20 protein-coding genes are annotated in these 24,824 nt (G+C 65.2%); 15 read left to right on the plus strand and 5 right to left on the minus strand.

Going from position 1 to position 24,824, the window contains the following annotated elements; all coding sequences use genetic code 11:
* Nucleotides 1-47: 47 nt before the first annotated feature.
* The 5 genes from ACZY0R_RS00375 to ACZY0R_RS00395 form a co-directional block, all read right to left on the minus strand.
* The gene (locus tag ACZY0R_RS00375; protein ID WP_052685997.1) at nt 48-1,673 is read right to left on the minus strand and encodes a bacteriophage N4 adsorption protein A; all 1,626 of its coding nucleotides are present in this window, start codon (nt 1,671-1,673) and stop codon (nt 48-50) included.
* Nucleotides 1,670-3,724: a glycosyl transferase family protein gene (locus ACZY0R_RS00380; protein WP_488856640.1), complete on the minus strand. Its 2,055-nt coding sequence runs from the start codon at nt 3,722-3,724 to the stop codon at nt 1,670-1,672. Before ACZY0R_RS00380 ends, ACZY0R_RS00375 begins: the two co-directional genes overlap by 4 nt.
* A 35-nt stretch (nt 3,725-3,759) precedes the next feature.
* Entirely contained in the window at nt 3,760-5,058 is a 1,299-nt protein-coding gene (wecB, locus tag ACZY0R_RS00385; RefSeq protein ID WP_488856641.1) for a non-hydrolyzing UDP-N-acetylglucosamine 2-epimerase, read from the minus strand.
* Nucleotides 5,055-5,249 carry a hypothetical protein gene (locus ACZY0R_RS00390; RefSeq protein ID WP_488856642.1) on the minus strand — a complete coding sequence of 65 codons (195 nt, stop codon included), beginning with the start codon at nt 5,247-5,249 and terminating at the stop codon, nt 5,055-5,057. The genes wecB and ACZY0R_RS00390 overlap by 4 nt, the downstream gene beginning before the upstream one ends.
* A gap of 450 nt (nt 5,250-5,699) precedes the next feature.
* A complete protein-coding gene (locus tag ACZY0R_RS00395; RefSeq protein ID WP_488856643.1) occupies nt 5,700-5,969 on the minus strand; it encodes a hypothetical protein in 270 nt (89 codons plus the stop codon).
* Between the two features lie 171 nt (nt 5,970-6,140).
* Between ACZY0R_RS00395 and ACZY0R_RS00400 the strand changes: the two genes are divergently transcribed.
* The 15 genes from ACZY0R_RS00400 (at nt 6,141) to ACZY0R_RS00470 (ending at nt 24,741) form a co-directional block, all read left to right on the plus strand.
* Nucleotides 6,141-7,973 carry an acyclic terpene utilization AtuA family protein gene (locus ACZY0R_RS00400; protein WP_488856644.1) on the plus strand — a complete coding sequence of 611 codons (1,833 nt, stop codon included), beginning with the start codon at nt 6,141-6,143 and terminating at the stop codon, nt 7,971-7,973.
* A gap of 249 nt (nt 7,974-8,222) precedes the next feature.
* The gene (locus tag ACZY0R_RS00405; RefSeq protein WP_488856645.1) at nt 8,223-8,993 is read left to right on the plus strand and encodes an AraC family transcriptional regulator; all 771 of its coding nucleotides are present in this window, start codon (nt 8,223-8,225) and stop codon (nt 8,991-8,993) included.
* A gap of 98 nt (nt 8,994-9,091) precedes the next feature.
* On the plus strand, nt 9,092-9,904 hold the full coding sequence (locus tag ACZY0R_RS00410) for a TIGR03084 family metal-binding protein (RefSeq protein ID WP_488856646.1): 813 nt from the start codon (nt 9,092-9,094) through the stop codon (nt 9,902-9,904).
* Complete coding sequence (locus ACZY0R_RS00415; protein WP_488856647.1) at nt 9,901-10,803, plus strand: phosphatidylglycerol lysyltransferase domain-containing protein; 903 nt, start codon at nt 9,901-9,903, stop codon at nt 10,801-10,803. The genes ACZY0R_RS00410 and ACZY0R_RS00415 overlap by 4 nt, the downstream gene beginning before the upstream one ends.
* Before the next feature lie 220 nt (nt 10,804-11,023).
* Nucleotides 11,024-12,646, plus strand: coding sequence for an acyl-CoA carboxylase subunit beta (locus ACZY0R_RS00420; protein WP_488856648.1), 1,623 nt, complete (start codon nt 11,024-11,026; stop codon nt 12,644-12,646).
* Between the two features lie 62 nt (nt 12,647-12,708).
* Nucleotides 12,709-13,863, plus strand: coding sequence for an acyl-CoA dehydrogenase family protein (locus tag ACZY0R_RS00425; protein ID WP_276285953.1), 1,155 nt, complete (start codon nt 12,709-12,711; stop codon nt 13,861-13,863).
* A 32-nt stretch (nt 13,864-13,895) separates the two neighbouring features.
* A complete protein-coding gene (locus ACZY0R_RS00430; RefSeq protein ID WP_488856649.1) occupies nt 13,896-15,896 on the plus strand; it encodes an acetyl/propionyl/methylcrotonyl-CoA carboxylase subunit alpha in 2,001 nt (666 codons plus the stop codon).
* A gap of 57 nt (nt 15,897-15,953) precedes the next feature.
* Nucleotides 15,954-16,739 carry an enoyl-CoA hydratase/isomerase family protein gene (locus ACZY0R_RS00435; protein WP_488856650.1) on the plus strand — a complete coding sequence of 262 codons (786 nt, stop codon included), beginning with the start codon at nt 15,954-15,956 and terminating at the stop codon, nt 16,737-16,739.
* 95 nt (nt 16,740-16,834) lie between these two features.
* Nucleotides 16,835-18,424: an acyl-CoA synthetase gene (locus ACZY0R_RS00440; RefSeq protein ID WP_488856651.1), complete on the plus strand. Its 1,590-nt coding sequence runs from the start codon at nt 16,835-16,837 to the stop codon at nt 18,422-18,424.
* A 251-nt stretch (nt 18,425-18,675) separates the two neighbouring features.
* Nucleotides 18,676-20,088: an IS66 family transposase gene (gene tnpC / locus ACZY0R_RS00445; protein ID WP_488856652.1), complete on the plus strand. Its 1,413-nt coding sequence runs from the start codon at nt 18,676-18,678 to the stop codon at nt 20,086-20,088.
* 191 nt (nt 20,089-20,279) lie between these two features.
* A complete protein-coding gene (locus ACZY0R_RS00450) occupies nt 20,280-20,891 on the plus strand; it encodes a methyltransferase domain-containing protein (RefSeq protein WP_488856653.1) in 612 nt (203 codons plus the stop codon).
* Nucleotides 20,892-21,164: 273 nt separating this feature from the next.
* Nucleotides 21,165-22,037, plus strand: a complete 873-nt coding sequence (locus ACZY0R_RS00455) for a branched-chain amino acid ABC transporter permease (protein WP_428180351.1) — start codon at nt 21,165-21,167, stop codon at nt 22,035-22,037.
* Nucleotides 22,038-22,044: 7 nt separating this feature from the next.
* A complete protein-coding gene (locus ACZY0R_RS00460; protein WP_276285818.1) occupies nt 22,045-23,121 on the plus strand; it encodes a branched-chain amino acid ABC transporter permease in 1,077 nt (358 codons plus the stop codon).
* 13 nt (nt 23,122-23,134) lie between these two features.
* Nucleotides 23,135-23,932: an ABC transporter ATP-binding protein gene (locus ACZY0R_RS00465; RefSeq protein ID WP_488856654.1), complete on the plus strand. Its 798-nt coding sequence runs from the start codon at nt 23,135-23,137 to the stop codon at nt 23,930-23,932.
* Nucleotides 23,929-24,741: an ABC transporter ATP-binding protein gene (locus ACZY0R_RS00470; protein ID WP_488856655.1), complete on the plus strand. Its 813-nt coding sequence runs from the start codon at nt 23,929-23,931 to the stop codon at nt 24,739-24,741. The genes ACZY0R_RS00465 and ACZY0R_RS00470 overlap by 4 nt, the downstream gene beginning before the upstream one ends.
* Nucleotides 24,742-24,824: the final 83 nt, after the last annotated feature.

Genomic DNA, 24,824 nt, shown 5'->3' on the forward strand with positions numbered 1-24,824 from the left:
GACGACCTGTTCACTAGGGGGATACTTTCATCGCTAGGCGCATCTCCCTAAAACCAGAGGATCAGGCGAGTGACGAGACCCTCGGCCCTTTCCGCTGAAGTGAGTCGAAATCGATACTGGATGCTGACGTCGAGCCAGCTCGCCGGCGCACTGTCGCGCGTTTCGCGAAACCAGTAACGGAACGCAATGCCAGGCCCGATGCCAAGTGCGGTTTGTGTCAGCGCCCGGTTGTCGTGGTCGCCGGCCAGCACCAGATGGGGGTAAAACACCATTCTTTCGCTGACCGTCGCCACGCGCCGGCTTTGGCCATACCGCAGCTCACCACTCAGGATGAAGCGGCCGGCCTGCAGGAAGTACGCGCCTTCGGTGTAGATCTGCCATGTTTGCCAAGGCGCACCGACCGGCTTCAGATCGATGCCGCGGTCGTTGGAGTAACCTATCCGCATGAGCCAGTCGTCGGTTGACAAGTGCCCGATGCGAAACAGCCGCTCGGTGGTGAAGACAAGGTTCATGTCGCGCACGGGCTTGTAGCGGGCGCCAACCGCGCCCTGGACAGTCGGCATGCCGGTCGGGCCATCCTTGCCGTCATACACAGTGCCGTAGGCACGGGTGAAGACCTGGAAGATACGGCCGTCGCGATACCCGATATCCGGCGGCTGCCAATAGGCTTCGATACCAGTCTGCAGGTTTTCCACGCTACTTTGCGGATTGAACCCGCTGGCCTGGTACGGAGCGCTGAGCACGAAACCCCATTGCCGCTGAAGGGTCTCGACCTCGCGGCGATAGCCGAATCTACGCTCAGGATCGAATGACACATCGCCTTCGCCTGCTGCCAGGCTGCGTTTGAAGAGGTCGATAGCCGTTTTATTGTCACCCAGGCGTTTGGCAGCATAGGCTGCATCGGCCAGATTGCCGGCATTGCCATATCCTGCCGCAAAACTGCCCTGGAACAGTTCCAACGCTTGCTTGTCATCGTGCTGCCGCATTTGCTCGTAAGCTTGATCCAGTTTGTTGGGGGCCTGGGAACGGTTCTGCTCTGCCTCGATTGCGCGCTTGGCCTGTTCGACGCGTGACTGCACCTCGCTGTCACCGGCGAACTCCTTCTGCGATGCAAGCGGTTCGATGGCTTCCAGCGCCTGTCTGGGGCGCCCGGCACTCATTTCGCTGTCGGCCCATGCCAGGCGCAGATTGCGTACTTCGGTACTGTTCCATCCCCCAAGCCGCAACGCTTCGGCAAACTGTTCGGACGCCAGCGTGAAGTCCTGCTGGCGCTGGGCAAGGAACGCGCGTTGGGCGTGGATCTTTGGATCGTCGGGATACTTCTGCAGCAAGAATTCCGCATAGGTGCGTGCTTCGGCGAGCAGGTTTGCCCGGACCAGCAGGTTCAGCCGCAGCGACTCGCGGTCGCGGTTATTGGGCTCCAGGGCCAGGGACGCTTCCACGGCCTTCCTGGCGCCGTCAATGTCTTCGGTTTCAGCCAGCTTGTAGGCGCGTTCCGCCAGGCGATATGCCTGTGAATCCATGCTGGAAGCAGGGGGATCCTGGGACTGCCCCGATGGTTCTGCCGTGGCCTGAGCGTTTGCGCCAAGGCTCATTGTCATCAGGAGCGGCGTGGCGAGGATCAGGGCGGAGCGCCCCGGGCGGAAGAACGTTGACCGGCGGGAATGGTTCATGGCGTTTCCGGGTTGTTATTTCCGACGCCAATATTCCGTGGTAGCGATGTAGATTGCAAGTGGGACGAATCCACCCCTTTTTCAGGGCTGGCGGGGGAGGAACTCCCGGGAGCCGGTGCCGCGAAGGAAGCGGTTGTGAGGGTGGAAACCTTTCGTTGATGCTGCACCTGGCGGATTTCCAGGGCGGCAATCACCTCGTGCGCGCCTGCGATGAAATACTTGACCTCGGCGTTAGCGGCGGCGCCGATTGCGCTGAGCGCCGCCTGGTCCGGAGGCGCGTAGGTCGCGAGACAGAGCCCGACGTCGATACCGTACGAGAACGGCACCACCTTATACTGCAATGCAACGTCTTCCGGGAAGCTGCCGACAAACAACTGGCAGGGTATTTCCCTATCGACGAGGCTGATCCGCGGCAGCGCGGATGCCTCGGCAATGGCGTCGGCCAGTATGTTCGCGTCGACGCATTGCTGTTCCAGCAGGATTTGATCAAGCGAACGTCCGCTCTGCGCCTGCAGGCTGCAAAGCTGCTCCAGGCGCTTGATGTCGATTGCCCCCTTGGCAATCAGGATTTCGGGAAGCGTGCGCCTGCGCTCGCCAGCTTCCACGCTGGTCGGATAAGTGTGGCTGGTCTTGTCCCAGGCGATCGGCTTCTTTGTCACCAGATGCAGCACAAAGACCTTCCAGGCGCGGCACGCAGCAAAGAAATTGATGAAGTTATTGACCGCGATCCGTGGGATGGCGAGCAATCCGTGCTCGATTCCGTTGAGTTTTGAGACAAAATACACGCGCTGCGCAACCCGGTTGGCGAAAAGCACGCCATTGATGACGACAATGGGGGCCAGCACCGCGAGCCCTTGCGTGGAATCGCCATGTGCAACCGTCACGTAGCCAGCGCCTTGCAGCAATCCGACGGCAGCGAAGTTCGCGGTGATCGCATAGGCGGCGACGCTGAAGAACGATGTCACCAATGTCTTCCTGTCATGGAAAAAAAGGTACTTCGTGCTAAGACTGCCGCGCCATCCAAGTTGCTGCCAGCCCTGAAACGCGATACCGAGAATCCAGCGGGCACGCTGGCGGTACGCGGCCCGGAATTTGCTAGGGAAGTACTCGCGGGCACCGATATAGCTCCGGATCTTGACCTCGCGGTTCAACAAGCCACGCAGGTAGCTGCGCTTGACCGTATAGGTCACGGGACAATGGACAAACAACTCCCGCATGCCGAGATCGTGCATACGAAAACTGAAGTCGTAGTCTTCCGTCAGGGTCGTGGTGTTGAACGGGTTGTCGCTATTGTGCTTTGTGATTGTCTCTATGGCATGCCGGCTGTAGCAGGAGGCAACTCCGGCACCAGGGACAAGCCCGCTCAAGTTGGCACGCACGACGATGTCCTTCGAGTGAGACTCGCTGAAATCGTCCATATAGGTGCCGGCTACGAAGTCATTCCACTTCCGATCGAGTGAAAGTACCGGTAACTGTATGAGGTCGGCCTCGCCGACAAAGTTGTTGAACAGGCTAAACTCGAGCGGGTGGATGACATCCTCGCTATCGTGCATGACTACGCCGGCGAAATGCACCTTGTGTGTGCGTTCGTACTCCAGGATGTCGTGGATGATCCAGTTCAGGCAATCCGCCTTGCAAGTGGGTCCGTCGTTGCCGACGGTCACCTTATGCACCTTTGCCGGATAGCGATGTGCCACGCGATCGACCTCTGCGATAGTCTGCGGATCATTCTGGTAAGCACCAATAAAGAGGACGTAGCGCTTGTAGTCGATGGTGTCCAGCGTGTTCTCGACCATCTGGGCGATCACGTCATGTTCCTGCCAGGCAGGGACCATGATTGCAAGGTATTCCTCTGCCTTGTCTTTCAGCTGGGAGGTGTCCGCCGTAGCGTGCGATGATCGTTCGGGCGGATTCCGAGACAATGCAAACGTCCAGTAGTAAAGATCGAAGAACAGGTCATCCAGCGTACTGACAAGAATCACGCTAGCTGTGACAATAGCCAGGATGACGAGAAAAGAAAGGTAATCGTCCCAGAGTGCAATGGAATGCATCTTCGCTCCCTGTTGCTCTGATCCAGACTGTTTTCTTACTCGTTGGTCTCTGACGCGGAGGGGTGGCCGGGCCGCCGGCGCCTGGTTGTTTTCTTGGGAGCGACAATCTCGGCAGGCAGGCCGGGCCGAATCTCGATGGCGTCGCTTGTGCGATCGCCTGACGGGAAAGCCGCGATGGTTCCGATGTGACCCGGGGCGGGGGCAAAGTGGTCGTTCCCGCCCAGGAGCGCAGCGGTGATGCGTTCACTGGCACGCCCATCGCCGAAGGGATTGTGTGCACGCGCCATCGCGGCGTATTCTTCCTCGCTCTCAAGCAGCAATTCCGTAGTGGCGAGAATACGGTCGATATCCGTGCCCACAAGCCGTGCTGTCCCGGCGGCAACGGCCTCGGGGCGCTCGGTCGTGTCGCGTGTAACCAGGACCGGTTTACCAAGCGCCGGCGCTTCTTCCTGAATGCCACCGGAGTCCGTAACGATCAGGTGGGCGCGCGTCATCAGGAAAACGAAGGGCAGGTAGTCCTGTGGTTCAATTAAATGGATATTCGGGTGATTGCTCAGGATGGCGTTCACCGGCTCCCGCACTCGTGGGTTTAGGTGCACGGGATAAACGATCTGGATGTCATCATGGCGGTTCGCCAGCGTGCGCAGCGCAGTGCAGAAACGCTCGAAAGGCGCGCCGAAACTCTCGCGACGGTGTCCTGTCACCAGGATGAGCCTGCGCGACATGTCAAGGAATGGATAGTATTTAGCGATGCCCGCCGCCAGGGCTGCGTTCGTCTCCAGTCGATGCTTGATCTGCAGGAGGGCGTCGATCCCTGTGTTGCCAGTCAGCCTGACGCGTATGGGATCGATGCCTTCGCCCAGCAGATTGTTCTGCGCTTGCAAGGTCGGGGCGAAGTGCCACGATGAAATAGCGTCGGTGACGCGCCGGTTCATTTCCTCGGGCCAGGGTGCGCTCATATTGCCAGTGCGCAATCCTGCCTCGACGTGCGCGACGGAAACCTGCCTGTAGAACGAGGCTAGCGTGGCGCCGAGCGTGGTGGTGGTGTCGCCATGCACGAGCACGACATCCGGGCCGTAGTCGACCAGGACATCGTCCACGCCTGCAAGAACCCGCGTAGTAATGTGGGAGAGGCTCTGTCCGATACTGATCAGGTTCAGGTCATAATCCGGAACGATATCGAACAGGCTAAGAACCTGATCCAGCATCTGTCGGTGCTGGCCGGTGACGCAGACACGCAGGTCGAAGTGCGGCGACGCACGCAGCGCATGAACAAGAGGCGCCATCTTGATGGCCTCAGGACGCGTGCCGAATACAGCAAGAACCTTCGTCATTTTTCTCCCCTGCTTTCTTTCTTATGTGCGGGATAAATGCGCTCATGCCCCAAGGGAATGAGTTCCCGCACTGGATTGCATTTTTTACAAATGCGTGCTGCATGCGCCTGCGCCATCAGCACCGAAGCGCTCTGGCCAGTTTTTTTGGGTGATACGGGAGCACCTGCAATGAGCCCGCCCGCAATAGCCATGCCATATTTTTCAAGCCATTGATTCTTAAGACTTTTATTCTAAAAAAAACAGGATATCCCAGCGGACGGCGCGACTCTGTCATAAGGCTGCAACGCAGTCAGGCGCGAGGGCCGCCATCGCGCAAATGCACCATGAGCCACATCGCGTGACGCACCGCTTGCATTCCATGTCAAACGCGGGAGCCAAGTGCTGTCAGAGGGAGGGTGAGCGCAGGGAATGCAATTTTTTCCCTGCTGATGAGTGGACGTAAGAATTACCAGGCATGTTCAGGCAACGAGACATGAACTCCGATGTTGCCGACCGTTTCCCGATTACGGTGGCGCCAAAAAGCAGTCTGGCTATCCAATTTAAGGATGAGACAGCGGGACGCTTTTAGATCAAAAGTATTAATGCAAAATAATAATGGTTGCGTGTCAGGCAACTTCTGTCCACGCGGCTACAGCAGATGGCTAACACCGGACGTCAGCATCGGATGCAAGCCCGCCAGCCCACACATGTTTCATTTCTGAAACGCGCTGCAAAGGCGAATGCGTCGCGAGCGGAGGCCGAATCAAGCCCTCGCGAGCGGGTTCAGCGCCTTTGGCCTTGCCGTCTTCCAGGATGAACGCCAGTTCCTGCGCGGCCAGCCGGTAGTTGATCGGGTTGAAGATCGCGCCCGGCCTGGCCGCCGCCATAAAGTCCGCGCCGCTTTTCTGGAAATAGCGATTAGCACTGTGCATATATGGATCCGGCGGGGTGAGCACCGTCCGTTGCACGGCAGGCAGGAGCCAATTGACGCAAGACGTGCCGGCAGCGCCTGGCTATCGTGCCAGCGAGGGTCGATGCGACATGACAGGCTGACGCATCGGCGACACGCCAATCGCTAGCGGAAGGAAGAGGAAAACGCGTCCATGAATAAGCAAAATCGGCAGGGCAAGGAAACCGTAAGGATCGGCGGCGCCTCGGGCTTCTGGGGCGACAGCGGGATCGGACCGGTGCAGTTGGTGGAGAAGGGCAAGGTCGATTACCTGGTGTTCGACTACCTGGCCGAACTCACCATGTCGCTGCTGGCCGCCGCGCGGCTGAAGAACCCGGATGCCGGCTATGCGCTGGACTTCGTCACCGGTGCCTTGCGCGCTGTGCTCAAGCCTGCCCTGGCGCAGGGCATCCGTATCGTCAGCAATGCCGGCGGCGTGAACCCGCGCGCGTGCGCGGCCGCGGTGCGCAAGCTGGCCGAGGAACTGGGCGTGCCGGTGCGGGTGGCGGTGGTCGATGGCGACGACCTCCTGCCGCAGCTGGATGCGCTGCGGGAGTCCGGCGTACGGGATATGCAGAGCGGCGCCGCCATGCCCGCGCGCATCCTGACCGCCAACGCCTACCTGGGCGCCGTGCCGATCCGGGCCGCGCTGGATGCCGGCGCGGATATCGTGATCACCGGGCGCTGCGTGGACAGCGCAGTGACGCTCGGCGTGCTGATGCATGAGTTCGGCTGGGAGCCGGGGGCGTACGACCTGATGGCGGCGGGCAGCCTTGCGGGACACATTATCGAGTGCGGCTGCCAGGCCACCGGCGGCCTGCACACCGACTGGGAGCAGGTGCCGGACTGGGCCAACATCGGTTATCCGGTGGTGACCTGCCGCCCCGACGGCACCTTCCTGGTCGGCAAGCCGCCTGGCACCGGAGGGTTGGTGAATCCCGCCACGGTCGGCGAGCAGATGCTGTACGAGATCGGCGATCCCGCCGCCTACCTGTTACCCGACGCGATCTGCGATTTCACGGGCGTGACGCTGCGCCAGGCCGCCCCGGACCTGGTGGAGGTGCGAGGCGCCAAGGGCCGCGCGCCTACCGCCAGCTACAAGGTGTCGGCCACTTATGCGGACGGCTACCGCTGTTCGGCGCAACTGACCATCGTCGGCTTCGACGCCGTGCGCAAGGCGCGGCGCAGCGGCGAGGCTTTCCTGGAGCGCAGCCGCGCCTTGCTGGCCCGGGCCGGGCTGCCGGACTTCACCGAGACCCGGCTGGACGTGCTGGGCACCGCCGCGTCCTTTGGCCCGCACGTGCCGCAGCCGCAGTTGTTCGAGGCCGTGATGTGGCTGGCGGTGGCCCACCCGGACAAGCGCGCGCTGGAACTGTTCGCCCGCGAGATCGCGCCGGCTGGCACGTCGTGGTCGCCCGGCACCACCGGGGTGGGCGGGCGGCCTTCCGTCAGCCTGGCCATCAAGCAGTTTCCCTTCCTGGTGCCAAAGACGATGGTCCGGCCCGCCGTGTGGCTGGACGAACAGCCGCTGCCGTTGCCGGCGGCGTTCGTCCCCGGAGATGAAGCCCAGGCCAGCCCGGCCTCCGGAAACGGGGCTGCCACCGCAGCCTCTGCTTTTACCCCGGCGGAGCCCGGCGGCGACTGGGTCGAAGTCCCGTTGATCCGGCTGGCCTGTGGCCGCAGCGGCGACAAGGGCGATTTCTCCAATATCGGCATCATCGCGCGCGATGCCGCCTATCTGCCGCTGATCGCGGGGCAACTCAGCGAGGCCGCGGTGGCCGCGTTCCTCGCCCATAACGTGAAGGGCAGGGTGACGCGCTATTTCCTGCCCGGCATCGGTGCCTTCAACTTCCTCTGCGAGCAGGCGCTCGGCGGGGGCGGCATGGCCTCGCTGCGCAACGACCCGCTGGGCAAGGGGATGGGGCAGGTCTTGCTGGCGATGCCGGTGCGGGTCCCCCCCGGGCTGGCGAGGGCACTGGGGGCATGAGCCGGTCCGCGGGCCATGCGAGTATCGGGATAAACCCCATCGGAGCGCTGTTCGGCCGGCTTCGCTGGCATGATGCTGGAGGCGTGGGAAGCCGCGGTGCGGCTGCCGGTGCCCGCGCCTTCTTGCCGAACCAGGTGCCAGCCGTCAGTCACTCGCGGCGCCGCGAACAGTGAGACCCAGATGCTGCCAGTCTTGGAATGCAAGCGGGATACCCCGGCCCGGTCCTGCGACCGGCCGAGCGGAAATTTCATGTGGATCGACCCCGACCGCGTGCTCTATGTCGGCCTGCTGGGCGCACCGTCGGTGCGCTCCATTGGCGCCATCCTGCTGTATGTGGCGCTGGACGCGCCGTTTCGCCTGAGCGTTGCACAGGGTGCGTGGGAGACCGCCGAGATTGCATTCGTGCCGCCCTACGTGCCGCACCGCATTGCTTCGGGCAGCCGCACCCTCTGCGGCTTCCTGATCGAGCCCGAGACCGTCGATATGTCAGGCTTGCCCGCGCTGCTGCGTGGCCCCGGCGGTGCGCTGGCCGCGCCCCGCCTGGCCCAGCATGCGCGCGACCTGATCGCCCAGTTGCGCGGCATGCGCCGGCCGGAACTGGATCCCCGCCTGCTGGATACGCTGTTGCTGGGGGAGCCGCTGCCGCCGCGCGCGCTCGACCCCCGTATCGACGCGGCGGTGCGGCAAATCAAGAGCGATCCAGGCAGCCGCAGCGCGGCCACCGATCATGCGCGCGATGCCAACCTGTCGTTCTCGCGTTTCCTGCACCTGTTCAAGGAGGAAGTCGGTACGCCGTTCCGCACCTTCCGCACCTGGAAACGCGCCCGCAGCCTGCTGCACTACGTCACGCAGGAGGCCAACCTGGCAGAAGTCGCGCTGGATACGGGCTATCCGGATTCCACCCATTTCAGCCATTCCATCCGCCGCGTCTACGGCCTCAAGCCGCGGGACATCTTTGCCGGTTCGCGCAAGCTGGCGCTGCATGGGCTGCCCCCGCTGACCGCCTGCCGCCCGCTGTAGGCCGGCGGCGACCAGTTGGCACAAGATCGCCGGGTCGCCTTGCGGCACAATTGCGGCCAACGACAATCAGCCCGTCAAGGGCAGCGGGATACCACCCCATGAAAGAGACCTGCCAGGACCTGCTGGCCGAATACAACGAGTTGCACGCGCTTGCCGCCTCGCTCAGCCCCGCGCAATGGCGCCTGCCCAGCGCCTTCTATGACTGGAGCGCTTGGGACGAGATTGCCCACCTGTGCTATTTCGACCAGACCGCGCTGCAGTCCGCCACCGATCCGGAAGCCTTCCTGCGTGACGCGCAGGCACTCAACACGCTGATGGCGGCGGGCGGGCATATCAGCGCGGTGGCGCGGGAAGTCTACCGCCACCTCGACGGGCCGGCACTGCTGGCCTACTGGCAGCCCGTGTACGAGCGGCTGGTACAGACCCTTGCCGCGCTCGATCCCAAGGCGCGCCTGCCCTGGTACGGGCCGCCCATGAGCGCACGCAGCTTTGCCACTGCGCGGCTGATGGAGACCTGGGCGCATGGCCAGGATGTCTGGGACACGGCAGGCCGGGCGCGCGCGCCCACGGCCCGCCTGAAGCATATTGCGCATATCGGCGCCACCACCTATGGGTGGACCTTCGTCAATCGCGGCGAGCCGGTGCCGGGGCCGGCGCCGTACGTGGAACTCACCGCGCCCGATGGCGGGCAATGGACCTGGAACGAACCCCAGCCGGATAATTTCGTGCGCGGCGGCGCGGAGGATTTCTGCCTGCTGGTCACTCAGCGCCGCCACCTGGACGACACCCGGCTGCGGTATAGCCCGGGCCCGGCGCAGCGATGGCTGGCGCAGGCACAGTGCTTCGCGGGGCCACCCGCCACGGGACCGGCCGCCGGCACGCGCGTATTGCGCATGGCGCCCGCGGAGTGAACGGGATCGCACTACCGCAGTGCGTGGCGGCCGGCGAACCGCTCACGCTGGCACTGGCCGCCGGGATCGATTCGGCCCTGCGTGCACTCAGCCTTGACCCGGCCGAAACCTGCCTGTCCGAACACTTCTTCGCCAACCTGTATCTGTTCCGGCAAGCCCACGCCTACCGGTACTTTGGCGGCCGCTATCCGCATATCAGCGGCCTGACCTATGACGGCGCGCGCCACGCGCTGCCGCTGTTTGATCTCGCCACGGCGCCGCGCCACGTCCTGCAGGCGCTGCTTTGCGAGCACCATTGTTTCTATCCGCTTTCCACGGCCCAGATGGCGCGCCTCGATCCCGCCGTCTTTACCGGGAACGAAGCGCGTGCCGACGCCGACTATCTCTATCCGGCCGCCAACTTTGCGGGCTATCGCGGCGCCACGCTGGCCAAGAAGCGCAACCTCATGAAGCAACTGCTGGCCGCGCATGCCGTCACCGTGCGGCCTTACCACGCCGGACTCGCCCTGGAAGCCCTGTCCGTGCACAAGGGATGGATGCACGCCAGGCACAAGGCCCAGGGCGAGGCCGATGACGCGCCGTGCGGCGAGGCCTTGCTGCACGCCGGTGCGCTGGGGCTGGAAGGCTTCTTGTACGAGGTGGCCGGGCAGCCGGTGGGCTTCGTGCTGGCGCAGGAGATCCGCCCGGCGGTCTTCGCCATGCGCTTTGCCAAGGGCCTGGTGGCCTGCAAGGGCATCTACCAGTACATGTTCCACCATTTCTGCACGGCCTTCGCCCGCCCGGTGGCATGGCTGAATTTCGAGCAAGACATGGGGCTGGAAAACTTCCGGCAGACCAAGCTTTCGTATGCGCCCAGCGCCTTGCTGCCGAAGTACCGGGTGCGGCTGCGGGCGGACTGAATGGCGGCCGCGGGCCGGTTTGCGCTGGTTCTGAAACCGCGCCCCCAAAGGCCCGAAGCAGCACAGCCAGTTCTCGCAAGACCGTACCGCCTCCCACCCCTACCATGACTTCACACCGGCGCACCGCGCGGCCCGGCGCGCCAGGCGGCCAGATGGCCGGCAGGCGCAACGGGCGGCAGTGCGGTGACGGCCGGACCGCCCCGAGCAAAGTGAAACCCACATGGCAAATATCGAATCCAGACTCTCCGCCGGCAGCGAAGCATTCCAGGCCAACCGCGCCGGCATGCTCGCCCTGCTGGAACGTATCCGCGCCTTCGAGCAGCGTGCCGCCAATACGTCCGCCGCATCGCGCGCGCGCTTCGAGCAGCGCGGGCAGTTGCTGCCGCGCGAGCGCCTGGCGCTGCTGCTTGACCCGGGCGCGCCGTTCATCGAACTGTCGTCGCTGGCCGGGCTGGGGCTGGATAACCCCGACCTGGACAAGAGCGTGCCCGGCGGCGGCCTGATCGCCGGCATCGGCTTTGTATCGGGACTGCGCTGCATGATCAGCGCCTCGGACTCCGGCATCAACGCCGGCGCCTTGCAGCCCAAGGGGCTGGACAAGCAACTGCGCGCGCAAGAACTCGCGCTAGAAAACAAGCTGCCGTACGTGCAACTGGTGGAGAGCGCCGGCGCCAACCTGATGACCTACAAGGTCGAGGATTTCGTGCGCGGCGGCAACCTGTTCCGCAACCTGGCGCGCCTGTCGGCGGCCGGCCTGCCGGTGGTGACGGTGACGCATGGCTCGTCCACTGCCGGCGGGGCCTACCAGACCGGTTTGTCGGACTACATCATCATGGTGCGGGGCCGTTCGCGCGCGTTCCTGGCCGGCCCGCCGCTGCTGATGGCGGCCACCGGCGAGGTAGCCACCGAGGAGGAACTGGGCGGCGCGGTGATGCATACCTCGGTTTCCGGCCTGGGCGACTACCTGGCCGAGGACGACCGCGATGCGCTGCGGATTGCGCGCGAGATCCTGGGCAAGATCGACTGGAACCGCGACCAGCCCGGCGCCGCGCCGCGCGCGTTCAAGCCGCCGCGCTACGACGCCGAGGAACTGCTCGGCGTGATGCCGATGGACCACAAGCGCCCCGTCGACATGAAGGAGGTGATCGCGCGCATTGCGGACGATTCCGACTTCCTTGAATTCGGCGAGAACTACGGCGGCGCCACCGTGTGCGGCCATATCAAGATCGAAGGCTGGCCGCTGGGCATCATCACCAACAACGGCCCCATCGATCCCGCCGGCGCGACCAAGGCCACCCACTTTATCCAGGCCTGCTGCCAGTCGCGCACGCCCATCCTCTACCTGAACAACACCACCGGCTTCATGGTGGGCCGCAGCTACGAGGAAGCCGGCATGATCAAGCATGGCTCCAAGATGATCCAGGCCGTGAGCAATGCCACCGTGCCGCAGGTCACCATCTACTGCGGCGCCTCGTTCGGCGCGGGCAACTATGGCATGTGCGGGCGGGGCTTCCATCCGCGCTTCTGCTTCTCCTGGCCCAATGCCAAGACCGCCGTGATGGGCGGCGAACAGGCGGCCCGCACCATGGCCATCGTCACGGAGGCCGCCATGAAGCGCAAAGGCGGGGAGGCTGACTCCGACCAGCTTGAGGCGTTGCAGAAGGGCATCGTGGAGCGCTTCGACCGCCAGATGAGCGTGTTCGTCACCAGCGCCCATGTGCTGGACGATGGCGTGATCGACCCGCGCAATACGCGTGCGGTGCTGGCCAATGTGCTGGCCGTCTGCCGCGAGGGCGATGCCAGGACACCGCAACCCATGCAATTCGCCGTGGCGCGGCCCTGACCTGCAGGCCACGGCCCCACCCGGAACATAAGACAAGAGAACAGAGAACGGAGACCCGAGACATGCAACTCACCCCCGAACACGAGGCGCTGCGCGCCACCATCAAGCGCTTTATCGCCGAGCAGATCAATCCGTACGTGGATGCCTGGGAAGAGGCCGAGATCTTCCCGGCGCATGAAGTCTTCCGCAAGATGGGCGAGCTTGGCCTGCTGGGCCTGTCCAAGCCGGAAGAGGATGGCGGCATGGGCCTCGATTACTCCTACAGCGCGGTGCTGGCGGAGACGCTGTCCGACATCAATTGCGGCGGCGTGCCGATGGCCATCGGCGTGCAGACGGACATGGCCACGCCGGCCCTGGCCCACCACGGCAGCGCGGAGCTGCGCCGCGAATTCCTGGCGCCCGCGATCCGTGGCGAGTACGTGGCCTGCCTGGGCGTCTCGGAGGTGGGCAGCGGCTCCGACGTGGCCTCGATCAAGACCACGGCACGGCGCGACGGCGACGACTACATCATCAACGGCGGCAAGATGTGGACCACCAACGGCACCCAGGCGGATTTCTGCTGCGTGCTGGCCAATACGTCGGATGGGGCACCGCACCGCAACAAGACGCTGATCGTGGTGCCGATGAAAACCCGCGGCGTCTCTGTGGCCAAGAAAATCCGCAAGATCGGCATGGACTCTTCCGATACCGCGCAGCTTTACTTCGACGACGTGCGCGTGCCGCAGCGCTACCGCATCGGCCAGGAAGGCATGGGCTTTACCTACCAGATGGAGCAGTTCCAGGTAGAGCGGCTGTGGGGTGCCCTGAGTTCGTGCAGCCGGTGCGCCAAGGCCATCGACCTCACCATCGAGTACACCCGCGAGCGCAAGGCCTTTGGCCGCTCCATCCTGGACAACCAGTGGGTGCACTACACGCTGGCCGAACTGCAGACCGAGGTGGAAGCGCTGCACGCGCTGTGCTGGCGCGCGGTGGAGATGATGGTGCGGGGCGAGGATGCCACGCGGCTCGCCACCATGGCCAAGCTCAAGGCGGGCCGGCTCTCGCGCGAGGTGGCGGATCGCTGCCTGCAGTTCTGGGGCGGCATGGGTTATGTGCTGGAAAGCCCGATCTCGCGCATTTTCCGGGACGGGCGGCTCACCTCCATCGGCGGCGGCGCCGACGAGGTCATGATGCAGATCCTGTGCAAGTTCATGGGGACGTTTCCCCAGGCGAAGTAAGCGTTCAACGCTAAAGACCAGAACAGGCCACCATGAAGCAGCCCACGCCATTCCATAAGATCCTGATCGCCAATCGCGGCGAAATCGCCCTGCGCGTGATGCGCAGCGCCACCGCGCTGGGCTACCGCACGGTGGCGGTCTACTCCAGCGCCGACGCCGATGCGCGGCATGTCCACGAGGCCGGCCAGGCGGTGTATATCGGCGAGGCGCAGCCGGCGCAATCCTATCTGCGCATCGACGCCATCATCGAGGCCGCCAGGCGTTGCGGCGCCGATGCGGTGCATCCCGGCTACGGCTTCCTGGCCGAGAACGCCGCCTTCGCCCGGGCCTGCCGCGAGGCGGGGCTGGTGTTTATCGGCCCGTCCGCCGAGTCCATCGTGGCGATGGGCAACAAGGCCGGCGCCAAGCGCCTGATGATGGCGGCCGGCGTGCCCTGCATCCCGGGCTACCAGGGCGAAGACCAGGACGAGACGCGCCTGTGCGCCGAGGCCGGACGCATCGGCTTTCCGGTGATGATCAAGGCCACGGCGGGCGGGGGCGGGCGAGGCATGCGGCTGGTGCCCGATGTGCGGTCCTTTCCCGAGTTGCTGCGCAGCGCGCGCTCGGAGGCGCAGGGCGCCTTCGGCGATCCGGAGGTGATTCTGGAACGGGCCGTGGTCGAACCACGCCATATCGAGATCCAGATCCTGGCCGACCGTTATGGCAACGCCATCCACCTGGGCGAGCGCGACTGCTCGGTGCAGCGGCGCCACCAGAAGCTGATCGAGGAAGCGCCATCGCCGGCGGTGAGCCCCGAGTTGCGGGCCCGCATGGGCGCCACCGCCGTGGCCGCCGTCAAGGCGATCGGCTATGAAGGCGCCGGCACGCTGGAGTTCCTGCTGGACCGCGACGGTAATTACTACTTCATGGAAATGAACACGCGGCTGCAGGTGGAGCATCCTGTGACGGAGGCGATCACCGGCCTGGACCTGGTGGCGCTGCAATTGCGGATCGCCGCCGGCGAGCCGCTGCCGCTGGCGCAGGACGACGTCACCTCCTCCGGCCACGCCATCGAAGTGCGGCTGTGCGCCGAAGACGCCGACCGGGGCTTCATGCCGCAAAGCGGCGCCATTGCGCTGTGGCAGGTGCCGCCCGCCTTGCGGGTGGAGCATGCGCTGGACAGCGGCGCGGCGATTCCGCCTTACTACGATTCCATGATCGCCAAGCTGGTCAGCCACGGCGGCACGCGCGACGAAGCCTGCCGCAAGCTGTCCCGCGGACTGGAAGACCTGGTGGCGCTCGGCGTGACCACCAACCAGGTATTCCTGGGCCGCTGCCTGGCGCATCCGGCCTTTGCCGCAGGCGAAGCCACCACGGCCTTTATCGGCCAGCACCAGGATGCGCTGTTGCGGCCCGACGCGGCGCTGCGCCGGCGTGCGGCCGCGCTGGCCGCGCTGCTGCTGTACGAAACCTCCCCCGAGCGCCAGCCCGGAGAGCCCGCCGCCAGCCTGGCGCCGACGCTGCCGATCGGCCTGCGCTACCGGCTCGACGGCGCGGAGCACCAGGCTGCGCTGGCGTTCGGCGGCGGCAATCGCTTTGAAGTCGCCATGGGCGAAACGCGTTTCGCCTTCGAGACCCTTGCGCTGGGCGAGCATGCCGTGCGGTTCCGCTGCGACGGCGTGGTCGAGAGCGCGGTCTTCCATCGCGACGGCAGCACGCTGCTGCTGCAATACCAGGGCGCGCCGCTGCGCGTCGAGGACCATACGCGGGCGGCGGCCGCGCGGGCCGGCGAAGCCGCTGGCGATGGCAAGCTGCGCGCCTCGATGAACGGCCGGGTGGTCAATGTCATGGTTGCCACCGGCGACCAGGTCGAAGCCGGCCAGCCCATGGTGACGCTGGAAGCCATGAAGATGGAGCATATCCACGTGGCGCCCGCTGCCGGGCGGGTCGGCGCCGTGCATGTGCAGGTCGGCGACCAGGCCGCGGCCATGCGCGTGATCGCGGAGATCGAGTTCGAGGCGACGCCGGCTGAGCCGGTGAAGGCTGCCGCTTGAACCGCCTCTGCCACTTCCTTTTCCCTGAGACAGACACAGCCTATCCGGCGGAGCACCATGAGCGAATCGGAAAACCCAGCCGTCCTGCATGAAAAACGCGGCGCCGCGTTCTGGATCACCATCAACCGGCCCGACAAACGCAACGCCATCAACAGGGAAGTGGTGGACGGCATCCGCGCCGGCTACCGGGCGGCTCACGCCGATCCGGCCATCCGCGCCATCGTACTCACGGGTGCCGGCGACAAGGCCTTTTGCGCCGGTGGCGACCTGCAACCGGGCAAGGGCTTTGCCTTCGACCTGTCGCGGCCTAATGTGGACTACGCCGACATGCTGCGCGAGGCGCAGCAGGCCACGCTGCCCAGCATCGCGCGGATCAACGGCACCTGCATGGCCGGCGGCATGGGACTGCTGTGCATGACGGATATGGCGGTGGCAGCCGACAACGTGCTGTTTGGCCTGCCCGAAGTCAAGGTAGGCGTGTTCCCGATGCAGGTGCTGAGCCTGCTGCAGACGCTGGCACCGCCCCGGCTGGTGCGCGAGTGGTGCATCAGCGGCGAGCCGTTTTCCGCCGCCGAGGCCAAGGCCGCCGGGCTGGTCAACCACCTGGCCGCGCCGGGCGAACTGGACGCCCGGACCGAATGGCTGATCGCCCGCGTGGCCGACAAGTCGCCCACCGCGATACGGCGCGGCAAGTACGCGATGCAGGCGATGGCGTCGATGAGCTTCGCTGAGGGCATCGCCTATACCGAAAGCCAGATCGCGCTGCTGGCCATGACCGAAGATGCCCGCGAAGGGCTGGCCGCCTTCAACGAGAAGCGCAAGCCGGTCTGGACGGGGAAGTAGACCGCGAAGCAGATCGGGCAAATCGACGGGTAATCCGGGCGCCGGGCAGGGAAGGGCGCGCCGGTTGTCAGGTATTTGAGGAACGGGAGCCGAATATGAACGCAGCATCGTCCTTGCATCCGGCCCTTGCCGGCGCAATCCATGACAACAGCGACAGCGCGGCAATGCTGGCGCCCGGCATGGCGGAATGGCTGCGCCGCCGCGCCGCGCGCAGTCCGGACCGCCCGGCGCTGACCTGCGCGGGGCAGACCTGGACTTACGCCGGACTCGTGGCGGACGTGGAACGGATGGCTGCCGTGCTGGCGGCCGGCGGCATCGGCCGTGGCCAGCGCGTGGGTTACCTCGGGCTGAACGATCCGCTGTTCCTGGTGACACAGTTCGCCTGCGGCTGGCTGGGCGCCATCTTCGTGCCGCTCAATTTCCGTCTGACCGGCCCGGAGCTGGCCTATATCCTCAACGATGCCGGCGTGCATACGCTGTTTGCCGACGAAGACCATGCCGGCCTGATCGACGAGGTGCGCGCGAGCCTGGAATGCCAGCGCTACCTGCGGCGCGCCGCGGCGCCGGGCTGGGAGGCACTGGTGCCGCTGATGGCGCAGGCCAAGGCCGCACCGTCTCCTGCGCCCACCCATCCCGATGAAGTGGCCGCGGTAATGTACACCTCGGGCACCACCGGCCACCCCAAGGGCGCCATGCTGACGCACGGCAACTTCTGGGCCAATAACCTCAACGTGATGATGATGAGCGACCTCGCCAGCAGCGATGTCGCGCTCAACTTCGCTCCGCTGTTCCACGTTGGCGGCATGTGCTGCGTGAGCTTGCCCATCCTGATGGCGGGCGGCCACCTTGTGCTGCAGCGCAGCTTCGATCCGGCCGGCGTGATGCAGGCGGTGGCCGAGCACCGCGTGACGGTGAGCTTCGCCGTGCCCGCCATGCTGCTGTTTGTCAGCCAGCATCCGGAATTCGAACGGGCCGACCTGTCCAGCCTGCGGGGCATCTCGGTGGGCGGCGCACCCATGCCCGAGCCCTTGTTGCGGCTGTTCGTCGCGCGCGGTATCCCCGTCAACCAGGGCTACGGCCTGACCGAGACCGCCGCCGCGACCACCTTCCTGGACCCCGGGCGCGCGCAGGACAAGCTCGGCTCCTGCGGCACGCCGGCCATGCTGACTGAAGTCTGCATCCGCGATTTCGACCGCAGGCTGCTGACCGAACCCCACGCGCGCGGCGAGATCTGCGCGCGTGGCGGCAATATCATGAAGGGCTACTGGAACCGCCCGGACGCCAGCGCCGCAGCGTTCTATGAAGGCGGCTGGTTCCGCACCGGCGACGTCGGCTATGCCGACGAAGAAGGCTTCTACTATGTCTGCGACCGCCTCAAGGACATGGTCATCACCGGCGGTGAGAACGTCTACCCGGCCGAGGTGGAGAGCGTGCTGTACGAGCATCCCGCCATCGCGGAAGTCGCCGTGATCGGTGCGCCCGATCCGCGCTGGGGCGAGCACGTGGTGGCGGTGGTGGCACTCAGGCCGGGGGCCAGCCTGACGCTCGAGGCATTGCAGGCCTTTGCGGAGCCGCGGCTGGCGCGCTACAAGCTGCCGCGTGCGTTGCGGGTGGTGGCGGCGTTGCCGCGCAATCCAACGGGGAAGGTGTTGAAGGTGCGGTTGAGGGAGATGGGATTGGAGTAGGGGGGTGGTCCGTGGCGGGGGTGGTCTTGCTGATTCTTTCGCTGTTTCTTTGTGCGGCGTTGGTTTTTGCACCCAAAAGCCATATGACATCCCCCTACGGGGGTGGTCGGTGTTTTCTTGAGCGGCGATGGTTATTGCACCCAAGTGCATACGACATCCCCCTGCGGGGGCTGCCGGTCACTCTTCTTTGCTTCGGCGTAACTATTCAGCAGATGTTGTAAACCGATGCGAAGTGCTTCATAGTGCTACGCATGACGAAGATCCCCAGCCTCAACGACCTGACGCCAGAGCAGAAGGACGCGCTCATCATTGAGCTGGTGACGCGGCTGAATGCGCTTGAGGCGAAGCTGGAGAAGGATAGCCACAACTCCAGCAAGCCGCCTTCGACCGACGGCCTGAAGCGCAAGCCGAAGTCGCTGCGCGAGTCGGGCACGAACCCGCCGGGTGGTCAGCCCGGCCATCCGGGCAAGACGCTCAAGCGGGTGCAGGACCCTGATCACACGGTGACGCACCCGGTGCCCGAGCGCTGCGACGTCTGCGGCAGTGCCATTGCGGCAGATCAGGTCACCGTGCTGCCGCAAGGCCGCCAAGTGTTTGATCTGCCCGCGATCCGCTTTGAAGTGATCGAGCATCGTGTGCAAGTTGCCCAGTGCCGTTGTGGCAAGACCCATACCAGCCAGTTCCCGAGCGGGGTCAGCCAGGCGGCGCAGTATGGCCCTCGGGTCAAAGCCGCGGGGGTCTATCTGACGCAGTACCAGCAAGTGCCGATCGACCGTACAGCACAAGCCCTGCGAGATCTGTTCGATCTGCCGGTGAGCACGGGCACCATTCAAAACTTCATCAACGAGGCTGCCGGCGCGCTAGCACCGGCAATTGATCAGATCCGTCAAGCGATCCTGGCCGAGCCGGTGGTGCACTTTGATGAGACAGGCATGCGGGTTGGGCGCAAGCAGCACTGGCTGCATAGCGCTTCGACAATATGGCTGACCTGGTATGGCCCGCACGCCAAGCGTGGCAAAGAGGCATTGGATAGCTTCAACATCTTGCCTGCCTTCGACGGTGTGGCCGTGCATGACGGCTGGCGCCCTTATGCCGACTACGCGTGCCAGCACGCGCTGTGCAACGCGCATCATCTGCGCGAACTCATCTACATTTGGGAGACCACCCAACAGACCTGGGCTCAGGACATGATCACCCTGCTACGCCAGGCCAAGCGCGAAGCCGACGACAATCTGACGCGGGGCAACACCAGCCTGGCGCCAGCACGCCTGGCCGACTACCGGCGCCGCGCTGAGGCGCTGATCGCGCAGGGACAGCAGGACAATCCTGCGCAGGCACGGAATCCAGCCCTGGACCCGCGCGGCAAGACCAAACAGTCCTTCGCCTACAACCTGCTGGCTCGCCTCCAGCGATATGCGACCGAGGTGTGGCGCTTCATCGCCGATCATCGTGTGCCGTTCGATAACAACCAAGCCGAACGGGATATCCGCATGCCCAAGCTCAAACAGAAGATCTCCGGAGGCTTCCGCGTCATACATGGGCTGCAGGCGTTTTGCACCATCCGCTCTTACCTCGCCACGCTGCGCAAGCAGCAGCGTGAGCTCTTCACGGCTTTGACCTGCACCTTCTCTGGCTGCCCACCTTCGCCTATCCCCGGCTGCTGAATAGTTACGCCGACGCAAAGAAGAGTGACCGGCGTCCCCCGCAGGGGGATGTCGTACGCACTTGGGTCCAACAGCCAACACCGCTCAAAGAAACAACGACCAACCCGCAAAGCACAAGGCGCATTCGCCCCACCAGACCAGAACCATCCGAACTCGGCAGGGAAATTTCGCAAAATGAGGAGGAGCACCCAATGGCAGGACCAACCATCGACTTCTGGCAAGCCCGCTTCGAATCCGGACAAACCCCTTGGGAACGCGAAGCCGCCAGCCCGCAACTCCAAGCCTGGCTAGCGCAAGGCGCCATCCAGGCCGGGGAGCGCGTGGTCGTGCCCGGCTGTGGCGGTGGCTGGGAAGTCGCCGCGCTGGCCGCGCATGGCGCGCGGGTCAGCGGTATCGACTACGCGCCCGGGGCGCTGGCCCGCACGGTTGCCCGGCTGGAGCCGAGCGGACTGCAAGCGGACCTGGAAGAGGCGGACGTGTTGCATTGGCAGCCGGCGGCGCCGGTAGACGCCGTCTACGAGCAGACCTGCCTGTGCGCGCTGCATCCCGACCACTGGATCCGCTATGCCTCCCAGCTCCATGCCTGGCTGCGTCCCGGCGGACGCCTGTTAGCGTTATTCATGCAGATGCGCCGCGACAGCGCCAGTCAGGGCATGGTGGAAGGGCCGCCGTATCACTGCGACATCAACGCCATGCGCTCGCTGTTCCCCGCCCAGCAATGGGAATGGCCCAAGCCGCCGTTTAGCGCTGTCGCGCATCCCAGCGGCGCATTCGAGCTTCCGCTGGTGCTGGTGCGCCGCTGATCCCCTGGCGGCGCACAGCGCCAGCCGCGTTATCCATGGGTAATCCCCAATCCATATACAGCCAGTCCACACAAGAGCCACACCGGTAGTTTTGTTACGGTGGCACCAGCGCACCAGTTGCATCAGTCGCACCAGTCGCAACACGGCGAAGCGCAAGACGGTACGTGCCGCACCCGGTGCCATCGGGCGCGCGTGACCCACCTAATTCCGAGATCGACCCTTTGCCGCCCGCACACCGCGCGCGGCAAGGGGCGGCCGGCACAGGAGACAAGATTGGAGATCCTGCAATTGACGATCTCGGGCATCGCGCTGGGCTGCATCTACGCGCTGATCGCCCTGGGTTTTGTGCTGATCTACAAAGCCACCGAGACGGTGAACTTCGCGCAGGGCGAGTTCATGATGCTCGGCGCCTTCGCCGGCGTGGTACTGACCATGCTCGGCCTGCCCCTGCTGCTGGCGGTGCCGCTGACGGTGGCGGGCATGGCCGGCTTCGGCATGCTGGTGGAGCGCCTGGCGATTCGCCCCATCCTCGGCCAGCCACAGTTCACGGTAGTGATGCTAACCATCGGCATGGGCTACGTGATGCGCGGCCTGATCACCATGGTGCCGGGCATCGGCGCGGGCACGCATACCCTGCCGGTGCCTTACCAGGGCATGGTATGGCGCACCGGCGGGCTGGTGCTCAGCGTGGAGCAGGTGGCGGTCATCGGCGTCACCGCCGCGCTCTGCGTGGTGCTCTACCTGGTGTTCCGCTACAGCCGCATCGGCGTGGCCATGCAGGCCAGCTCGCAGAACCAGCTGGCGGCCTATTACATGGGCATTCCGGTGCGGCGGCTGAACGGGCTGGTGTGGGGGCTGTCGGCTTCGGTGGCGGCAATCGCGGGCCTGCTGCTGGCGCCCATCACCTTTGTCCACGCCAGCATGGGCATGCTCGGCCTCAAGGCGTTCCCCGCTGCGGTGGTCGGTGGCTTCGGCAGCCTGCCGGGCGCGATCGTGGGCGGGCTGGTGATCGGGGTGGTGGAGTCGCTGGCGGGCTTTTACCTGCCGGAAGGCTTCAAGGATGTGGCGGCCTATGTGGTGGTGCTGGTCATGCTGGTGATCAAGCCCAACGGCCTGTTCGGCGAGAACCTGCGTAAAAAGGTGTAGAAACGCGATGCGATTCCTGTTCAAGACCGACTATCGCCAGGACCTCAGCCTGGCAAGGCACTCCGGCCACGTGTTCTGGTACGGCTTGCTGCTGGTTTGCCTGCTGATCGCGCCGGGCTGGGCCAGCAGCTACTGGATTGCGCAGCTTGGCTTCGTGCTGATCTACGCCATTGCGGGGCTGGGCCTGATGGTGCTGTCCGGGTACACCGGGCTGCTGTCGATCGGGCATGCGGCATTCCTGGGCGTTGGCGCATATGCGCAGGCCTGGCTGACCAGCCACGGCGTGCCCTTCGTGCCGGCCTTGCTGGCGGCGGGGGCGCTGTCGGCGCTGGCGGGCGTGGTGGTGGGGCTGCCGGCGCTGCGGGTCAAGGGCATCTACCTGGCCATCGCGACGCTGGCCTTCGGGCTGATCGTCGAGGAAGTCCTGGCGCGCTGGGACAGCGTGACCGGCGGCAATGCGGGGCTGCCGGTGGCCGCGCCGCAACTGTTCGGCTACGTGCTGGAGGGGCCGGTGGCGTTCTACTACCTGGCGCTGGCGGTTTGCCTGCTGGCTACGCTGGCGGTGCTCAACCTGCTGCGCAGCGCCACCGGGCGGGCGTTCATCGCCATACGCGATTCCGAGATCTCGGCCCAGAGCATGGGTATTCACCTGGCGCGCTACAAGACGCTGTCCTTTGCGCTGTCTGCCGCGCTGGTCGGCATCGCGGGAGCGCTCTACGCCCACAAGCTGCGCTATATCTCGCCCGAGCAGTTCGGCATCGCCCAGTCGATCGACCTGTTGCTGCTGGTGGTGGTGGGCGGCCTGGGCTCTGTGCACGGCGCCTTCCTCGGCGCGATCTTCCTGATCGTCATGCCGCAGACGATCGTGCTGGCCAAGGATTTCCTGCCGCCGGCCATTGCGCAGGCCAGCGGGCTGCAGGCGCTGGTGTACGGGACGGTGCTGATGGCATTTGTCCTGTTCGAGCCGCTCGGGCTGTATGGGCGCTGGTGCAAGATCCGTACTTACCTGGAGTTGTTTCCCTTCTATCGCCAGGGCATGTTCCGGCGCCAGAAGGCGTTCCAGCGCTCCGAGCGCCTGAAATAAGGAGGCCGGCACCATGACAGACACTCTTCTCAGCGTGCGCGACCTGTCGGTCCGCTTTGGCGGCGTGCTGGCGCTCAACGGCGTGAGCTTCGATGTCCGGCGCGGTGAGGTCTTCACACTGATCGGCCCCAACGGGGCCGGCAAGACCACGGTGTTCAACCTGATCAGCCGCATCTATCCGCCCACCAGCGGCGAGATCCTGTGGCAAGGCGAGGTGCTGACGCAGTTGCCGCCGCACGCGATCGCAGCGCAGGGCATCGCGCGCACTTTCCAGAATATCGAGCTGTTCGAGCACGCCACGGTGCTGCAGAACCTGCTGATCGGCCATCACACGCATCGCGCCGCCGGGTTCTGGGCCGACCTGCTGTTCACGCCCGCAGCGCGCCGTTCGGAACTGGCCGCGCGCCACAAGGCTGAAGAAATGATCGAGCTGCTGGACCTGCAGGCGCACCGCGATGCGCTGGTGGCCGGCCTGCCTTACGGCGTGCGCAAGGTGGTGGAACTGGCGCGCGCCCTGTGCAGCAGCCCGCGCCTGTTGCTGCTGGATGAGCCGTCCTCCGGGCTGAATGTGGAGGAGACCGAGGACATGGCCTGGTGGATCCGCGACATCCAGAGCGAACTGGGCATCACCGTGCTGATGGTGGAGCACGACATGAGCCTGGTATCACGCGTGTCGGACCGGGTGCTGGCGATGAACCAGGGCCAGGTGCTGGCGCAGGGCACGCCGGCCGAGGTGCAGGCGCATCCCGGCGTGATCGAGGCTTACCTGGGCACGGTGGACGACGTGGCCTCACTGCGGAGGGCGGCATGAACCTGATGGAAGGCACGGACAAGATGCGCGAGATCCAGGATGCCCCCGTGCTGGCGCTGGCCAACGTGGAAAGCGCCTACGGGCCGGTCAAGGCGATTCGCGGCGTAAGCCTGGCGGTGCAGCGCGGCAGCATCGCAACGGTGCTGGGCGCTAATGGCGCCGGCAAGACCACCATCCTCAAGACCATTTCCGGCGTGCTCGACCCGACCCGCGGCAGCATCGCCTTCAAGGGCGAGAGCATTGCCGCGATGGACCCGGCGCAGATCGTGCGGCGCGGCCTGAGCCATGTGCCCGAGGGGCGCGAGGTATTCCCGCTGCTGTCGGTGCGGGACAACCTGCTGATGGGCGCCTATACGCGGCGCGACCGCGACGGCGTGGCGCGCGACATGGAAGCGGTCTACAGCTACTTCCCGGTGCTGCGCGAGCGCGCCGGCCAGGACGCAGGCCTGCTGTCGGGCGGCCAGCAGCAGATGCTGGCGATCTCGCGGGCGCTGATGGCGGCGCCGGAGCTGATCCTGCTCGACGAGCCGAGCCTTGGCCTGTCGCCCAAGCTGACCAAGGACATCTTCGAAATTGTTGTCCGTATCAACCGCGAGCGCGGCACCACCATCCTGCTGGTGGAGCAGAACGCCAACATGGCGCTCAACGCGGCGGACTACGGCTACGTGCTGGAGAACGGCCGCATCGTGGCCGAAGACACCTGCGCCGTGCTGCGCGAGAAGGACGATATCAAGGAGTTCTACCTCGGCATGAAGGACAGTGGCGTGCGCGGCGAGCGCCGCTGGAAGAAGCGCAAGACCTGGCGCTAGCACGCGGCAAGGGCCTCCGCAACCGATACCGAAACCGATCACCCGTTTTCCCGAGAGCAACCAATGGCAATGGCGACAGCGCA

This window comes from Cupriavidus sp. F041, assembly GCF_057814235.1.

Bases quoted from the DNA above. Each gene is read 5' to 3' on its own strand.
- ACZY0R_RS00375 (WP_052685997.1), bottom strand. From the start codon at position 1,673: ATGAACCATTCCCGCCGGTCAACGTTCTTCCGCCCGGGGCGCTCCGCC.
- ACZY0R_RS00380 (WP_488856640.1), bottom strand. From the start codon at position 3,724: ATGCATTCCATTGCACTCTGGGACGATTACCTTTCTTTTCTCGTCATC.
- wecB (WP_488856641.1), bottom strand. From the start codon at position 5,058: ATGACGAAGGTTCTTGCTGTATTCGGCACGCGTCCTGAGGCCATCAAG.
- ACZY0R_RS00390 (WP_488856642.1), bottom strand. From the start codon at position 5,249: ATGGCTATTGCGGGCGGGCTCATTGCAGGTGCTCCCGTATCACCCAAA.
- ACZY0R_RS00395 (WP_488856643.1), bottom strand. From the start codon at position 5,969: ATGCACAGTGCTAATCGCTATTTCCAGAAAAGCGGCGCGGACTTTATG.
- ACZY0R_RS00400 (WP_488856644.1), top strand. From the start codon at position 6,141: ATGAATAAGCAAAATCGGCAGGGCAAGGAAACCGTAAGGATCGGCGGC.
- ACZY0R_RS00405 (WP_488856645.1), top strand. From the start codon at position 8,223: ATGTGGATCGACCCCGACCGCGTGCTCTATGTCGGCCTGCTGGGCGCA.
- ACZY0R_RS00410 (WP_488856646.1), top strand. From the start codon at position 9,092: ATGAAAGAGACCTGCCAGGACCTGCTGGCCGAATACAACGAGTTGCAC.
- ACZY0R_RS00420 (WP_488856648.1), top strand. From the start codon at position 11,024: ATGGCAAATATCGAATCCAGACTCTCCGCCGGCAGCGAAGCATTCCAG.
- ACZY0R_RS00425 (WP_276285953.1), top strand. From the start codon at position 12,709: ATGCAACTCACCCCCGAACACGAGGCGCTGCGCGCCACCATCAAGCGC.
- ACZY0R_RS00430 (WP_488856649.1), top strand. From the start codon at position 13,896: ATGAAGCAGCCCACGCCATTCCATAAGATCCTGATCGCCAATCGCGGC.
- ACZY0R_RS00435 (WP_488856650.1), top strand. From the start codon at position 15,954: ATGAGCGAATCGGAAAACCCAGCCGTCCTGCATGAAAAACGCGGCGCC.
- ACZY0R_RS00440 (WP_488856651.1), top strand. From the start codon at position 16,835: ATGAACGCAGCATCGTCCTTGCATCCGGCCCTTGCCGGCGCAATCCAT.
- tnpC (WP_488856652.1), top strand. From the start codon at position 18,676: ATGACGAAGATCCCCAGCCTCAACGACCTGACGCCAGAGCAGAAGGAC.
- ACZY0R_RS00450 (WP_488856653.1), top strand. From the start codon at position 20,280: ATGGCAGGACCAACCATCGACTTCTGGCAAGCCCGCTTCGAATCCGGA.
- ACZY0R_RS00460 (WP_276285818.1), top strand. From the start codon at position 22,045: ATGCGATTCCTGTTCAAGACCGACTATCGCCAGGACCTCAGCCTGGCA.
- ACZY0R_RS00465 (WP_488856654.1), top strand. From the start codon at position 23,135: ATGACAGACACTCTTCTCAGCGTGCGCGACCTGTCGGTCCGCTTTGGC.
- ACZY0R_RS00470 (WP_488856655.1), top strand. From the start codon at position 23,929: ATGAACCTGATGGAAGGCACGGACAAGATGCGCGAGATCCAGGATGCC.